The organism is Spirosoma areae (assembly GCF_054781775.1).
On the sequence record NZ_BAAGTT010000006.1, the window covers coordinates 71348 to 88620 of the forward strand.

General features: G+C 59.2%; 4 protein-coding genes. All 4 read left to right on the top strand.

Translation table 11 applies throughout. From position 1 onward, the window contains the following. Positions 1–9: 9 nt before the first annotated feature. The 4 genes from ACYVI1_RS02665 to ACYVI1_RS02680 all read left to right on the top strand — a co-directional run bounded on the left by ACYVI1_RS02665 (position 10) and on the right by ACYVI1_RS02680 (position 17158). On the top strand, positions 10–1485 hold the full coding sequence (locus ACYVI1_RS02665) for a DUF6923 family protein (protein WP_460906410.1): 1476 nt from the start codon (positions 10–12) through the stop codon (positions 1483–1485). A gap of 181 nt (positions 1486–1666) precedes the next feature. Beyond that, positions 1667–6769 (top strand): SdrD B-like domain-containing protein, encoded by a 5103-nt coding sequence (locus ACYVI1_RS02670; protein ID WP_460906412.1) that lies wholly within the window; start codon positions 1667–1669, stop codon positions 6767–6769. Positions 6770–6799: 30 nt separating this feature from the next. Beyond that, positions 6800–13075, top strand: coding sequence for a beta strand repeat-containing protein (locus tag ACYVI1_RS02675; RefSeq protein WP_460906414.1), 6276 nt, complete (start codon positions 6800–6802; stop codon positions 13073–13075). A 303-nt stretch (positions 13076–13378) separates the two neighbouring features. Further along, on the top strand, positions 13379–17158 hold the full coding sequence (locus ACYVI1_RS02680; RefSeq protein WP_460906416.1) for an RICIN domain-containing protein: 3780 nt from the start codon (positions 13379–13381) through the stop codon (positions 17156–17158). Positions 17159–17273 lie beyond the last annotated feature (115 nt).

Genomic DNA, 17273 nt, shown 5'->3' on the forward strand with positions numbered 1-17273 from the left:
ATGAACACCATGAATCCACAAGTACCAACACCCACACAGCGACCCGGCAGCCGGTATGGCCTGCGGTGGCTACTCTGGCTCCTGCTGCTGGGAGGCTTTACGCAACAGGCCCAGGCGCAGTTTGTATATGCCCCCGTTAGTGGACAGGGAAGCGGAACGACATCTCCTAATGTCTACCGCTACGACATCGCCACCAACGCTTGGACCATACTGCCCGCTGCCCCGGCCGACCTGGAAGGCGCGTTGACCTCCGATGGCACCTTTCTCTATGCCGACGCTGAATCTGGAACTACCTTCTATCGCTACAATCCGGCCACCAGCACCTGGACAACCCTGGCTCCTACACCAGGAAACATCGGCGGAGATTTGGCCTATGATGGCAGCGGGCGGATTTATGCCGCCGTTAAGTCACAAGGAAACACCGGCGAACCGGCATCTCCTACCGTGTATCGCTACGACATCGCCACCAACACATGGACAACGCTCCCCGCTGCCCCCGCTGACCTGGAAGGTGGGATAGCCTTTGGGGGCGGCTTTCTCTATGCCGATGGTGACGTTGGGGCTACCTTCTACCGCTACAATCCGGCCACCAACACCTGGACAACCCTGGCTCCCACACCAGCGAACATCGTTGGGGATCTGGTCTACGATGGCAGTGGGCGGATTTATGCCCCCATTAATGGACAAGGGGGCGGAACAATATCTCCCACTGTCTACCGCTACGACGTCGCCACCAATACCTGGACAACGCTGCCCGATGCTCCTGCCGATCTGGAAGGCGGGGTGGCCTTCGGTGGCGGCTTTCTCTATGCCGACGCTGACGTCGGAACTGCCTTTTATCGCTATAGCCCGACTACCAGCACCTGGACGACCCTGGCTCCCTCACCCGTGGATATCGCTGGGAACCTGGTCTTTGCTGCTGGTTGCGCTACCCCCGGCTTTGTGGCGTCAGTAAGTCCGGCGACCTGTAGTGGCAGCACGGCCAACAGCAACGGTACGATTCAGATTAGCAGCGTCAGCAACGGTGCCCGCGTGGGCTTCTCGGCGGGCAGTACCTACACCGGTCCGGCCTTTGCCAGCGCGACGAGTTTTACCGGCACAACGGCCACCGTCACCACTACGCTGGCCAACCCTGCCGTTGCCCAGCCCTACACCATCCGGGTTTTCTGCGATGCGGGTACGTTTTTCGACCAGGTCGTAACGCTCCAGCCAACGCAGTGTCTGACGGCTAACCTCAGCTTGGCGGTGGCCCCGCCCACCCAGACCAAAAACCCCGGCGACGTGGCCACCTATGTCTATACGCTCACCAACGCCGGGCCATCGACCGCCCCCAATGTGCAGGTGAAGGTTTATGTACCGGCCAATGTCACGCTGGTGAGCAATGTGCCGCAGTCAGGCACCTACAACGAGGGCACCAACATCTGGACCATCCCCAGTGTCGCCGTGGGCAGCCAAACCCTCAGCCTGAGCGTTCGCATCAACTAAGCTATCCAATCTGATCAGATATACCGACATGAACACAAACTATACAACAAGCGCAAATACCCTCTCAGGAGCGGCCCCGGCTTGGTCTTTGCCCCCCGTCCCCCTGAAGGGGGTGGGGACTCCGAGACCCTCCGGCGTCAGCTTTGGACCGTCCTCACCCCCTTCAGGGGGACGGGGGGTTATGCCGACACGGGGGGTAAAACACCTCCTCTACCTCCTGGCCTGCCTCAGCTTAGTGAGCCTGAGTTTCTCCGTCCAGGCCCAAACCGCCTGCTCCACCACGCCGGGCACCCTGCTCCAGTGGAACTTCAATAGTGAAAATGTTCAGTGCAACGGGGCAACGCCTAAACTTGGTATTGCTTTTGGCTACAACAAAGCGACCAATACGACTCCACTATTTGAACAGAATAAGTTCTTCTACTGCCCGCAAATAAATTCGGGTTGCGGGCAGGCGTTACTGGGTAGTACGGGGCATCATAATTCGGACTATTTTGCCAATGGCCTCTGTCTTCGTAATTTTTATGATTCCAATGTTGACGGAAATTGTACCTACGACCCCAACAGCACGACCTTTAACCCCGAGCAGTGTGCCAACTTCTATATTACCTACACGGTTCCGGCGGGTAAGGCCTCCTGCGTCACCGGCTTTAAGCTGGATTATATGCAGAAGCAGAATGGCTCATCGCCTGTTTTCCAGAAACAGGGCTTTGCCGTCAAACGAAATGGGGTGCTCATCTACTCCACCACCCAGAATATCTCTTCTGCCAATCAGACCTTCACCTTTCCCACCTCGGGCAGTCAGTTCTGTACCGATGGCAATGCCGCCGTTACCTACACGCTTATCTTCGGGCTGGTGCGTCGGCTTGTCGGTGGTGTCCAGGTAGGCTACGACAACCTGACCGTGCTGGGCACCTGCGGCTCGCCCAACGCAACGGCATCGGCGAAAGCCGCTACCTGCAACGGCGGAAGCCCGGCCAGCAACGGCAGCATCACCCTCACCAATTTTGGGACTGGCAATCGCTTTGCCTTCACCACGGGCAGCACCTATACCGGCTCGGCTACCTTCGGCAGTGCCACAGCTATCCCCGCCAACGGGATTATTGCCAGTAACTTAGCGGGCGTGGCTTCGCCCCAGACCTATACGGTGCGGATTTTCAGTGCCAGTTGTTATATCGACCGCACCCTCACGCTCAATCCAACCATTTGTGCCCCAGTGTGTACGCAGCCTGCTGGTTCGGTAGCGGCTGTTCAGGCCACCTGTTCGGGCGCAACAGCCAACAGTAATGCTCAGGTACGGGTTTCGGGTGTCACCAACGGCGACCGGGTGGGCTTAGTAGCCGGTGGCTCAGGCGCATCACTCACCTACGGAAGCGCCAGTGCGCTGTCGGGTGGGGCCTTCACCTTTACGGGTTTAGCCAATCCGGGCAGTGCCCAGACCTATACCGTCCGGATTTTCAACGGCAGCGGCAGTTGCTTTACCGACCGCACCCTCACGCTCAATCCGGCCAACTGCGTAGCGGCCTGTACGCAGCCTTCGGGTACGGTCACGGATGTATCGGCGACCTGTTCGGGAACGGTTGCCAGCAACAATGCCCAGGTCACCGTAACGGGCGTCAGCAACGGCGACCGGGCCGCCATCGTGGCCGGTGGTTCGGGCGCATCGCTCACCTACGCCGGAGCCAGTAATCTATCGGGTGGGGCCTTCACCTTCACCGGGCTGGCCAATCCGGCTACCAGCCAGTTATACACCGTTCGTATTTTCAACGGCAGCAACACCTGCTTTGTGGACCGCACGGTTACAATCAATGCCGCCGTTTGTCCGGGTCCGCCCGTCTGCACCAACCCATCGGGTACGGCAACGGCGGTAGCGGCAACCTGCTCAGGCAGCACGGCCAATAGCAACGGGCAGATTATTGTGTCGGGCGTAACGGGGGGAGATCGCGTAGCCATTGCTGCCGGTGGTCCGTCGTCGGCCCTGACCTATGCCTCATCGAGTGCGCTGTCGGGCGGAGGGTTCACCCTGTCAGGTCTGGCGAATCCGGCGGTAACGGCTCAGCGGTACACCGTTCGGATTTTCAACGGCAACAATACCTGCTATACCGACTTATCGGTCGACCTGCCTGCGGCTCCCTGCACTACCTGCCAGCCAATGTGCGCCGAGGTCATTGCCTCGGATGCCGCCGACCCCAACTCCGAGCCGGATAATGGGCTGGGCACGGAAGACGACTACGCCTGCGCCGATGTTTGTACCGGTAACCAGCGGATACACTTAGTGCTGAACAAAACGGTCTCACCCGCTACGGTAACGGTGGGCGGCAACATCACCTTCAGCCTGACGCTGCAAAACACGGGCACGCTCAGTGCGTCGGCGATTCAGGTGGCGGATGACCTGCTGAATCCGTACAGCACCAGTTTTACGGTCGTGAGTGGTACGCCCTCATCGGGCACCTACACCAACGCCCAGGGCTGGGAAATCGACAATTTAGCGGCTGGGGCCACGGCCACGCTGTCCATTGTGGCCAAAACCCTGATGCCCGGTTCGTATACCAACTGCGCCGAGATTGTGGGCGTTTATCCCCCCGGCAGCGATACGAATCCGACGCAGTATACGTCCTGTGTGCCCTTCACCGTGACGGGGCCACCCCCACCACGGATTGAGAAGGACTTCAGCCCCCAGATCGTGCGGCCTAACGTTCCTTTCCGGCTCACGCTCAAGCTCTATAACGACAACGCCACCCCCATTACGCTGACGGCGCCCTTTACCGACAACCTGCCCGCGCAGATGACCGTGGCCGCCACGCCCAACATTAGCACCAACCCCAGCTTTGCCGGGGTGGTGGCAACGGCCGGGGGTAGTACCATTACCATTCCGTCGGGTACGACGCTGCTGCCGGGACTGACCCAGATTTACGTCGACGTGACTGTACCCGCGTCGGGCACCTACTGCAACACCATTGCGGTGGGCAGCCTGCAAACCTCGGTGGGACCCAACCTGCTGCCTGCTCAGGAGTGTGTCGAGGCCGGTCCCTTTGTGCTGGCACCCATGCTGAGCAAGACCTTCGGTCCCAACGGGCTGGCTACGGGTCAGGTGGGTTCGCTGACGATTACGGTCGAGAACCGCAACGCCTTTGCCCTGACTACGATCCAAGATTTCTACGATTACCTGCCGAGGGGTTTAGTGCTGGCGGCTGGCAGCAATACCGGCACCTGCCCCAACATAGCAGGCTTTGCCGCCGGGGACACGATTGTGACCATGAACACGGGCGCAGTGCTGGCCGCTAATGCCACCTGCACCATCATCGTGCCCGTCACCAGCAGCGTAGCGGGTCTGTACTGCAACCTGATTCCCCAGAACGCCCTGCTGACCACGGGCGGGGGTGTCGCTATGCTGGGGAATGAGGACATCGCCCAAGCTTGCCTTACCGTGACCAACACGCCCTGCGTGGCCGTTACGGGGGCTACCCTGACGCGCACCCCATCGGGAGCCGTTACCCCCGGCAGTATCTATACGCTCACCACTACCGCCACCGGAACGAGTCCGCTGACGACCTTCGCCTATTCGGCTAATGGGGGCATTCTGTTTGCCAACGCGGGAGCTAACCCCACCTCGTTCACCGCGCCGGTAACGGCGGGTGTCTATACGGTTACGGTGGTGGTCAACAACAACGCCACCGGCTCCGGCTCCTGTACCGCTACGGCCACCACCAGCTTCACCATTGCGGGCCCTACCGCCGGGCTGGGTGATTATGTGTTCTTAGATGCTAATAAAGACGGTATTCAAAACACGGGCGATACGCCGATTCCGGGTGTTACCGTGACGCTGTTTATCAACGGGGTAGCCTCGGCCACCACCGTCACCAATGCCGGTGGCCTCTACTCCTTCACAGGTCTGACGCCGGGCAGCAGCAACTCATATAGCGTGGGCTTCACCCAGCCCACGGGCCTGACTGCCACCCTCCAGCAGGCGGGCGGCAACGATGCGCTGGATTCGGATGCCGATGTGATTACGGGCCGCACCCGCTCGGTGACGCTGGCCAATGGCGAGTTCAACCCTAACCTCGATGCGGGTTTCTACCCAATTCCAGCCAGTCTGGGCGATTACGTCTTCCGTGATAATAACCTCAACGGCATTCAGGATGCGGGCGACGTGCCTATTCCGGGCGTAACGGCGACACTCTACATCAACGGAGTAGTTTCAGCCACCACCGTCACCAATGGGTCGGGTCTGTACTCCTTCACGGGCCTTACCCCTGGCAACAGCCTAAGCTACTCGGTGGGCTTCAGTACACCCACCGGTCTGACGGCTACGCTGGCGAATCAGGGTGGCAATGATGCGCTGGATTCGGATGCTGACCTCATCACGGGCCGCACCCAGAGTGTGACGCTCGCACCGGGCGAGAACAACCCGACCTTAGACGCGGGCTTCTATGCCCCCGTCTTTGACCTGGCCCTGCGGAAAACGCTGGCCGGTGGGCAGGCCGCCAACGTGGTGCCCGGCAGCAACGTCACCTTCACCATTACGGTCTTCAACCAGGGTAACGTCACGGCTACCAACATTCAGGTAAGTGACTACATCCCGGCGGGCCTGACCCTGAACGATGCCAACTGGACGGCTTCGGGCGGCATCGCTACGCTGGTAGCGCCCATTGCCTCGCTCTCGGCGGGGAGCAGTACAACGCGCGACATCGTCTTCACGGTGAGTAATGCCATTAGTGTGAGTACGGCCATTGTCAACGTAGCCGAGATTAGTTCGGCGACGGGCGGCACGGATGTGGACTCCAGCCCGGACAACAATCCGGGCAACGATTCGGGCGGTACGCCTAACTCACCCGCCGATGACACCATTACGGGTAGCGGCACGGGCACCGTGGGCGGCACCAGTGCAGCCGGTGACGAGGACGATGCCGACCCAGCCGTTATTACGGTAACGCCCCTGCCGGTATGCTCAATCAATCCGGTGGTGACGGTTGGGCCTTGCCTGACGGCGACCAACACCTATTCCACCACAGCGGTGGTGACCTTAGCCAACACCGGAGCGGGCGGTACCTTAACGGTCAGCACCCAGGGCCAGAGCCTGACCACAGCGGTGGGCGCGGGCCTGAGCAGCTTTACCTATACGGCGACCTTCAACGGGCTACTCTCCAACGGAATCAGCCAGAGCGTAACGGCTTCGCTGCCGGGTTGCGGTTCAGCCACGGCGACCTACACCGCTCCGGCGAGTTGCTCGGTGGCCCCGGCCTGTGCCGTGCTGACACCAGTGGTTACGGCGGGCGTGTGTAATTAGGCGACCAACACCTTCTCCTCGTCGGTGACGGTGACGGTCAATAACCCCGTAGCGGGTCAAACCCTGACGGTGAATGATGGAACCAGCACGCTGACCTTCTCCACCTCGGCGGGCACCAGCAATACCTTCACGGCGACCTTCAATAACCTGCCTTCAGACAATACGACCCGCACCATCACGGTTTCGTTGCCGGGCTGTGGTTCGGCCACAACGACCTACACCGCGCCGGTTTCGTGTTTAGTGACGCCGGTTTGCAGCATCTCAGCCACCGCCAGCGCGGGCCTGTGTCAGACGGCGACCAACACCTACTCTTCGGCGGTGACCATCACGGTCTTCAACCCGGTGGGTGGCCAGACGCTGAGTGTGACTGATGGCGGCATCACGCAAACCTTCTCGACCACAACGGGTAGTTCCAATACGTTTACGGCGGTCTTTAATAGTCTGCTCTCGGATGGCAGCGCTCACTTAGTGAACATCAGCCTGCCGGGTTGTGGAGCGACCACGGCCACCTATATGGCTCCGACTTCGTGTTCGATAGCCCCGGTTTGCTCAGTGGGCACACCGGTGGTTACGGCGGGCGTGTGTAACTCGGTGACTAACAGCTTCTCCAGTACGGTAGTCGTAACGGTCAACAACCCCACAGGTGGCAGTACGCTGACCATTTCCGATGGAGCCAGCAGCCAGCCCTTCACAACTACAGCGGGCAGTTCCAATACCTTCACGGCGGTCTTCGCCGGGCTGGTTTCCAACGGTGCTACCCGTACCGTAACAGTTTCGCTGCCCGGTTGCGGTAGTGCGACAGCCAGCTACACGGCTCCAGTCTCCTGTACGCCTACCCTGGTCTGTCAGGTACAAACCCCGACTATCACCGTTGGGCCTTGCCTGACAGCGACCAACACCTACTCCACTACGGCGGTGGTGACGGTGCAGAACCCGGCCGGTGGGGCCACGCTGACGATTTCCAACGGAATCACCAGCCAGCCCTTCACCACCACGGCAGGCGCCAGCAACACCTTCACGATGGTCTTTACGGGCTTAGTCTCCAACGGAGCCAGCCAGACCATCACGGCGAGTTTGCCCGGATGTGGTTCAGCCACGGCCACCTACACCGCTCCGGCCAGTTGTTCAGTAGCTGCGGTCTGTTCGGTGGGTACGCCGGTGGTGACGGTAGGGCCTTGCCTGACAGCGACCAACACCTATTCCACCACAGCGGTGGTCACCCTGACCAACCCCACAGCGGGTGTGCTGACGGTGAGCATCTCGAACGGAGTCAGTAGTCTAACGACAGCGGTTCCTGGTGGCTTGAGCATTTTCACCTACACGGCGGTCTTCAACGGACTTCTCTCCGACGCGCTAACCCGCACGGTAACGGCAACCTTACCCGGTTGCGGTTCGGCTACGGCACAGTACACTGCCCCGGCCAGTTGTTCAGTAGCCCCGGTTTGCTCCGTGGCAACACCCGTCGTCACGGTGGGCGTCTGTAACTCAGCGACCAACGCCTACTCCACCACCGCCGTGGTCACCCTGACCAACACAACGGCGGGTGTCTTGACCGTCAGCAATGGCGGCCAAAGCCTGACCACCACCGTGGCCGGTGGGCTGAGCAGCTTCACCTACACGGCGACCTTCAACGGTTTAGTCTCGGATGGCAGCAGCCAGAGCATTAAGGCCAGTTTGCCGGGTTGCGGGTCGGCGACAGCCAGCTACACGGCTCCAGTCTCCTGTACACCCACCCTGGTCTGTCAGGTCCAAACCCCGACTATCACCGTTGGGCCTTGCCTGACAGCGACCAACACCTACTCCACTACGGCGGTGGTGACGGTGCAGAACCCGGCCGGTGGGGCCACGCTGACGATTTCCAACGGAATCACCAGCCAGCCTTTCACCACCACGGCAGGTAGCTCCAACACCTTCACGATGGTCTTCAATGGGGTACTTTCCGATGGCTTGACGCGCCCCATCACGGCGACTTTACCCGGATGTGGCTCGGCCACGGCGCAGTACACCGCGCCGGTGAGTTGCTCGGCCCCCGCGCCGGTGTTTGACCTGGCCCTGATTAAAACCCTGGCCGCTGGGCAGGCCGCGTCGGTAACACCAGGCAGCAGCGTGACCTTCACCGTCACGGTCTTCAACCAGGGCAATGTGACCGCCACTAACATCAATCTGGTGGATAACATTCCCGCCGGGCTGACCCTGAATGATGCTAACTGGTTGCTATCTGGCAGCACGGCCATCCTCAATACGCCCATTGCCAGTTTGTCGGCGGGCGCGAGTACCACCCGCACCATCATCTTTACAGTCAACGCTGGAGTGAGTGGCGCTATCGTCAACCGAGCCGAGATTAGCTCGGCTCAGGGTGGCACTGATACTGACTCCACGCCGGACAACAACGGCACTAACGATGCGGGCGGTACGCCCAACTCGGGTTCGGACGATTCGACGGGCGGTAACGGCACGGGCACGCCGGGCGATACCAGCGGAGCTACCGATGAAGATGATGCCGATCCGGCGGTCATCACGGTAACGCCCACACCGGTCTGCTCGATTAACCCCGTTGTCACGGTAGGTCCCTGTCTGACAGCCACCAGTACGTATTCAGTTACAGCGGTGGTAACCTTAGCCAACACCACAGCGGGTGTATTGACGGTGAGCAATGGGGCAAACAGCCTGACCACCACAGTAACGGGTGGCCTGAGTAGCTTCACCTACACGGCGACCTTCAACGGGCTAATCTCCAACGGAGCCAGCCAGAGCATTACGGCCAGTCTGCCGGGTTGCGGCTCGGCGGTAGCGACGTACAGCGCCCCAGTTTCCTGTTCGGTGGCTCCCCCCGTCTGCTCGATTAGTGCCACGATAACGGCGGGTCTCTGCTCGACGGTGAACAACACCTTCAGCACAACGGCGACGGTGACGGTACTGAATCCATCAGCCGGTACGCTTACTGTAGTTGACGGGACTATTACCCGCACTTTCACTACCACCGCCGGAGCGAGTAACACCTTCACGATCATCAACGCGGGCATCAACTCGGATGGCAGCGTACATACGGTAACGGCCTCGGTGCCCGGTTGCAGCAGTGCGACGGTGACCTACACCGCGCCGGTGAGTTGTACGGCCGCTCCGGTTTGTTCGGTGAGCGCGACGGTGACAGCGGGGCTGTGTGCTTCGGCCACCAACACCTATTCGGCCACGGTAACGGCCACGGTGCTCAACCCAACGGGTGGTGGTACGCTGACGATTTCCAATGGAGCCATCAGTCAGCCGTTTACTACCACGGCGGGCAGCAGCAACATGTTCACGGCTATTTTCAACGGGCTGACCTCGGACGGGGCTTCGCATACGGTTACGGTAAGCCTGCCTGCTTGCGGCACAGCTACCCCGACATACACCGCCCCGGCGAGTTGCTCGGTAACGCCAGCCTGCTCGGTGGGAACGCCGGTCGTCACGGTGGGGGCCTGTAACTCGGCCACCAATGCCTACTCGGCCACGGCGGTCGTGACCCTGACCAATACTACGGCGGGTGTGCTCACGGTGAGCAATGGCGGCCAAAGCCTGACCACAACGGTAGCTGGTGGACTATCCAGTTTCACCTACACGGCAACCTTCAATGGCCTGGTTTCCGATGGCCTGACCCACACGATTACGGCAACGTTGCCCGGTTGCGGTTCGGCCACAGCCACCTATACGGCTCCGGTTTCCTGTACGCCCACGCTGGTCTGTCAGGTGCAAACCCCGACCATCACGGCGGGTGTATGTAACTCAGCCACGAATACCTATTCCGTGACGGCGGTGGTGGTGGTGCAGAACCCAACCAATGGTGGTACGCTGACGATTTCCAACGGAGTCACCAGCCAGCCCTTCACCACCACGGCGGGCAGTTCCAACACCTTCACGATGGTCTTCACCGGATTGACCTCGAACGGCTTGACCCGGACTATTACGGCCACACTGGCCGGTTGCGGTTCGACCTCGGCCACCTATACGGCCCCGGTTAGCTGCTCGGTGACCCCGGTTTGTTCGATTGCCGCACCGGTCATCACGGTTGGCCCCTGCCTAACGGCGACCAACGCCTACTCCACAACGGCGACCATCACCCTGACCAACCCCGCAGCCGGGGTGCTCACCGTCAGCAACGGTGCCAGCAGCCTGACGACGACCATCGGGGGCGGCCTGACGACGTTCACCTTCACGGCTACCTTCAACGGCCTGACCTCGAATGGGGCTACCCGTACCATCACGGCTTCGTTGCCCGGTTGCGGTTCGGCCACGGCCAGCTATACCGCTCCGGCGAGTTGCTCGGCAACGCCGGTCTGTGCGGTGGGTACGCCCGTGGTGACGGTGGGCGTCTGTAACTCAGCCACCAACGCCTACTCCACGACGGCGACCATCACCCTGACCAACCCAACGGGTGGTGTGCTGACGGTGGCGAATGGACCCGCCAGTCTGACCTTTAGCGTACCGGCTTTAGTGGGTACAGCCACGGTGTCGGCCATCTTCAACGGGCTACTTTCGGACGGGTTGACCCACACCATCACGGCCAGTCTGCCCGGTTGTGGTTCGGCTACGGCCAGCTACACCGCGCCGGTGAGTTGTACGCCCACGCTGGTCTGTCAGGTACAAACCCCGACCATCACGGCGGGTGTATGTAACTCAGCCACGAATACCTATTCCGTGACGGCGGTGGTGGTGGTGCAGAACCCAACCAATGGTGGTACGCTGACGATTTCCAACGGAGTCACCAGCCAGCCCTTCACCACCACGGCGGGCAGTTCCAACACCTTCACGATGGTCTTCACCGGATTGACCTCGAACGGCTCGACCAACACCGTCACGGCCACACTGGCCGGTTGTGGTTCGACCTCGGCCACCTACACGGCCCCGGTTAGCTGCACCCCAGTGGTGACGCCGGTCTTTGACCTGGCCCTTCGCAAAACGCTGGCGGCTGGTCAGTCTACGGCAGTCACGCCGGGTAGCAGCGTGACCTTTACCATCACCGTATTCAATCAGGGTAACGTGACAGCCACCGCCATTAACCTGGTAGACCTGATCCCGGCGGGACTGACGCTGAACGACGCCAACTGGACGGCAGCCGGTAACATCGCCACCCTCAACACGCCCATTGCCAGTTTGTCGGCAGGAGCCTCCACGACCCGCAACATCATCTTTACGCTCAATGCGGGTACGAGTGGTGCTATCGTCAACCGGGCTGAGATTAGTTCAGCTCAGGGCGGCACCGATGTCGACTCCTCACCCGACAGCACTCCCGGCAATGATGCGGGTGGGGCCCCCGACTCAGGTTCAGATGATACTGTCATTGGTAACGGAACGGGCACCCCAGGGAGCACCGACCCCGCCACCGATGAGGATGACTCTGATCCAGCTATACTGATCGTGGATGACATCTCGACGGGTCTGGTACTGGAGAAACTGGTCAGCAATTCGACCGCTCAGGTGGGCAACATTCTGACCTATAGCTTAGTGCTGACCAACACAGGTTCGGTTTCGGCGACTACTACTGTTCGGGATTCGCTTAGCAGCGGTTCAACTTACGTGGCGAATTCAGCCGTGGCTCCGGCAGGTACGAGTTTCACACCCGGTGCGCCGAGCTTGTGGACGGTTCCAACCATCGCGGCTGGTCAAAGTCTGACGCTAACCTTCCAGGTGCGGGTCGACAGCATGGGCGTGCTGTATAACACAGCTACGATTCCGGGTGACACGGCTAAAGTCTGCACTTCAGTACCGATTCAGGTCTGTACGGGAAGCAACTATGCCTTTGTTCTATCGGCTCCGGCAGGGTATGCCAACTACCAGTTCTACAACGGTTCAACGCTGGTGTATCAGGGAACCCTCAACAGCTATACGGCTACCACACCCGGTAGCTATAGTATATCGGTTACGGGTGTGGCCGGATGTCCCGATGGCACCTGCTGTCCGGTCATTATCCAGGAGGTCGCACCGCCTTCCTTCACGGTGGTGGCGACTGACCCGACCTGCGTAGGTGGTCAACTCCAGACGAATGGGCAACTGACGATAAGTGGGCTGGCGGGCAATCCGGCAAGTTACACCTATCAGTACTCGGTGGGTGGGTCGTTCAACGCGGCCACGGCCACAGCGGTGGCACCTGTACCAGGCAATGGAGTATTGATCAACAACCTGAGCGCCACCCAAACCTACACGGTGCGGGTGTACAACGGGGCGGGTTGCTTCACTGACCAAACCGTAACGATTACGGCTCCGGTTTGTGTCTGTCCGCCAGCTAAGTGTGCGCCCATTGTGATAACCCGCACGCGGACACAGCGACGGTAAGGTAGCTGAGTGATAAATCGTCCCCTCCGGTTTGACGAGGGTATAGTAAACGTTATCAATGCCAGAAACACCGGTTTGTCAGCCGGTGTTTCTGCTTTTTTACCTAAGGACCACGCATCCGGGGGTATACAGTCTGTAAACTAAAAATATAATTTATTTGTGTTCATGTATCCATAATCGCCATTCTGAAAACGACCGTTTAGTATATTTTTGTGACGCCCGTCTGCTATTTCGTCAAAGGTTTATCAATCAATGGGTTGCCGTTTGAAAAAAAACTACCCATTAACTAACTAATCTGACGAAATGTGTATCAATTTTAATCGCGCCCTGGCGCGATGTGGCTACGCTATTGCCTTTATTATTCTGGGCTGGCTTGCTCAGCCCTCTCTTTCCGCCCAAAGCCTGCCAACGGGTTTCCTGAATGCCAAAGTGCAGGAGGGGTATACGACCCCAATGGGAACCGTTTTTACGCCCGATGGGCAGAAGCTTTTTGTGTGGGACAAAGCCGGACAGGTGTGGGTATCGACCTGGAACGGCACTCAGTATGTAAAACAAACGACGCCCGTTCTCAACATCAGCGACGAAGTAGGTAACTGGCGCGATTTTGGTCTGCTCAGCTTTTGCTTAGACCCGAACTACGCCCAAAATGGCCTGGTGTATCTGTTCTACGTTGTGGACCGGCATCACCTGATGAACGCCGGAACATCTGCCTATGACCCGGCTAAGAATGAGTACAATCAGGCAACCATCAGCCGGGCGACACGCTATAAGTTTCAGACTGCCGGTAGCAATTTAACGGCTGACCTTGCCAGCCGAAAGGTGTTGCTGGGCGAAACTAAATCAACTGGCGTACCCCTCACCCACGAGTCGCACGCGGGTGGTACCATCCTGTTCGGGCGCGACGGTTCGCTGTTGATTTCGACCGGTGATAACGCCAGCTACATCGGTACGGATATTGGAAGTAACTCTGGTACGTATTTTCAGCAGGCCATAGCCGATGGCATCATGCGGGCCAATGAGAACGTGGGTGCGTTTCGGTCGCAGATGCTGAATTCGCACTGTGGCAAGGTGCTGCGGCTGGACCCGGCCACCGGTGACGGACTGGCCAGCAATCCGTTCTACGACGGAACGGCTCCGCGTTCGGCGAAGTCGCGGGTCTGGACATTGGGGCTGCGGAATCCCTACCGCATGACCATCCAACCCAATACGGGCAGCACGTCCATTACCGATGGCAACCCCGGCACGCTGTTCATTGGCGACGTGGGCATGGGTACCTGGGAGGATATGCAGGTTGTGCGGCAGGGGGGTGAAAACGCCGGTTGGCCCATTTTTGAAGGGCTGGAAGAACACAGCAGCTACGGACCGGCCAGCAAAACCCTCGAAAACAAAGACGAGCCGAACCCGACCAACACCTGCGGACGACCGTTTCTGTTCTTCGGCGATTTGCTCAAGCAGGCCGCTAATCCTGCTTCCGGCACAACGCAGGTCATCAATCCGTGTAGTCAGCAGCCCTTACCTGGTTTGCAACGCCGGTATTTCCATTCCCGCCCCGCCCTCGACTGGCAACACAAGAACGACATAGCCCGGACGCCCACGTTCAGCGGCAACACCGCTACGGCCACTATCCTAAGCCCGGCGGGGCCTGTTCCGGGTACGCCGTTTCGGGGCAATGCGTCCACCGCGGGGGCTTACTATGCCGGAACAGCCTATCCAACTGCCTACCACAATACGTATTTTTTTGCCGACTACGGGGCCAACTGGATTAAAGCGGCAACGTTCAACACCGATGGCTCGGTAAAAGACGTGCGTGAGTTTCTGCCTGCCGGTGGGGGAAAAGGAATTGTCGATGTTGAATACAGCCCCATTGATGGAGCCTTATATTACGTAAACATCAACACGGGTGAGATTATGAAAATCAGCTTCGGGGGCAATCAGCCGCCGGTTGCTGTGATTTCGTCAGATAAACAGAGTGGCACCTCCCCGCTCACGGTTAAATTCACGGGCAGCAATTCCAGCGACCCCGATGGCGACCCGCTCAGCTATCTCTGGGAGTTTGGCGATGGAACAACCTCGACCCAGGCTAACCCGACGAAGGTCTTCTCGTCGGGCAGCGCACAGGGCTTTACCGTTCGGCTTACTGTAAGCGACGGGCGGGGCCTGTCGGACAGCAAAACACTGACCATCTCGCTCAACAATGCAGTACCCACCGCCCGCATCACGGCCCCGGTCAATAATGCACTCTATCCCCTCGACCGGGAAAGTCAGTACAAACTCACGGCCAGTGTGACCGACGAAGACCCCGCCAGCCTGACCTACGCCTGGCAGGTAGCGTTGCGCCACAACAACCACGAACACCGCGAACCCGTGCAGACCGGCGCATCGCCAACCGTTGCTATCTCGCCGGTAGGCTGCGACGGCAATACATATTATTACCTGATCACCCTAAAGGTTACCGATAAGGGGGGATTGTCGGCCCAGGATTCGGTGAAAATTTACCCGGACTGTAATTCGGCCAAGCTGTTCGTCACGAATGCGAAAGCCACTCCGCAAACCAACGCCGTGGTGGTATCCTGGACCAATGCCAGCGTACCGTTTGATGATGTATTGGTTGTGGCGAAAGCAGGGTCGGGCTTCTCCGATAAACCGAATCAGACTACCTACACGGCCGACGCCAATTTTACCGGCAATGGGGCCGTGCTGGAAGGCGGCAAGGTGGTCTTTCAGGGAAGGGCAACCACCGTAACGGTCACTAATCTAACCGCCGGGCAAACTTATTTCTTCCGCATCTACACCCGCAGCGGCAACGTCTGGACAGGCGGGGTCGAGGTGAGTGCCATTCCTACTGCCCCTGCAACGCCAGCCCCTGTATCGTTCGATGCCGCGAAGTGCTACCGCCTGACATCGCGCACGAGTGGCAAAGTGCTGGGGGTAGCCAATGGGGGAACCAATAATGGGGATGCTGTTAACCAGTATGCGGATGCGAATAAAGCCTGGCAACAGTGGAAGTTGGCCGATGTGGGCAGTGGCTATTACCGAGTAATGGCTGCTCATAGCGATAAGGCACTCGATGTGCTTGGGTGGGCGCAGCAGAACCTGGCCGGAGTTGGTCAGTGGACGTATTCGGGTAATGCCAATCAGCAATGGGCCATTCAGCGGGATGGCGAGGGCTACTATCAACTGACGGCCCGGCATTCGGGCAAACGGCTCGATGTAGAAAATAACAATCAGAATGAGGGCGGGAACGTGGTTCAGTACAGCGCCAACGGCACCAAAGCGCAGCAGTGGAGCATTGAGGAGCGCACCTGCGTGAGTACAGCACCGACACCTGTCTCGTTCGACGCCACCAAGTGTTACCGCATCACGGCACGGGTGAGTGGCAAAGTGCTGGGAGTAGAGAACGGAGCGACTTACGACGGAGCAACTGTGCGCCAGCGCACGGATGCCAACCGGGCCTGGCAACAATGGAAGTTGGTTGATGCGGGCAGTGGCTACTACCGCGTTACGGCCAGCCATAGTGGTAAAGTACTCGACGTATCGGGGGTATCCCAGCAGAATTCTGCGCCCGTTCAGCAATGGGGTTATGGGGGGGGCACCAACCAACAGTGGGCTATTCAGCAGGATGCCGAGGGCTATTATAGCTTCAAGGCCCGGCATTCGGGCAAGGTGATGGACGTTAACGGGGGCAGTACGGCCGACGGCGCACAAATTATTCAGTACACGCCCAACGGCGGCACGAATCAGCAATGGCGGGTGGAGCAGGCTACCTGTTCAACCAACAACTCGGCTCGCCTGGGAACTGAATCGGACGCCGGAATCGGGCAGGAGGCTGTTACCGCTTTTCGGCTATGGCCTAACCCCGCCCACGACGATGTGCAGATTGACCTAAGCCCCGCCGGGGGTCAGTTGGTCGATATTTCTTTAGTGGATATTTCTGGCAACATCGTACATCAGACCCGCGTTGAATCGGAAACTCAGCCCATCTACCGGATGAAGACGGCCCACTTTACGGAGGGGACCTACCTCGTCAGGATTAAAGCGGCTGGGCAGCCGCCCGCTACACTGCGTTTACTCCTGGTCCGGTAATTAAGTTATCCGAAACAAAAAAGCTACTCTGTAATCAGGTAGCTTTTTTTGTTTCCCAAATGCTTCACTGGTAATCTTACTGTTTGATGAAGTCCTATAGGTAGAAATCAACTAT

Bases quoted from the DNA above. Each gene is read 5' to 3' on its own strand.
- ACYVI1_RS02680 (WP_460906416.1), top strand. From the start codon at position 13,379: ATGTGTATCAATTTTAATCGCGCCCTGGCGCGATGTGGCTACGCTATT.
- ACYVI1_RS02670 (WP_460906412.1), top strand. From the start codon at position 1,667: ATGCCGACACGGGGGGTAAAACACCTCCTCTACCTCCTGGCCTGCCTC.
- ACYVI1_RS02665 (WP_460906410.1), top strand. From the start codon at position 10: ATGAATCCACAAGTACCAACACCCACACAGCGACCCGGCAGCCGGTAT.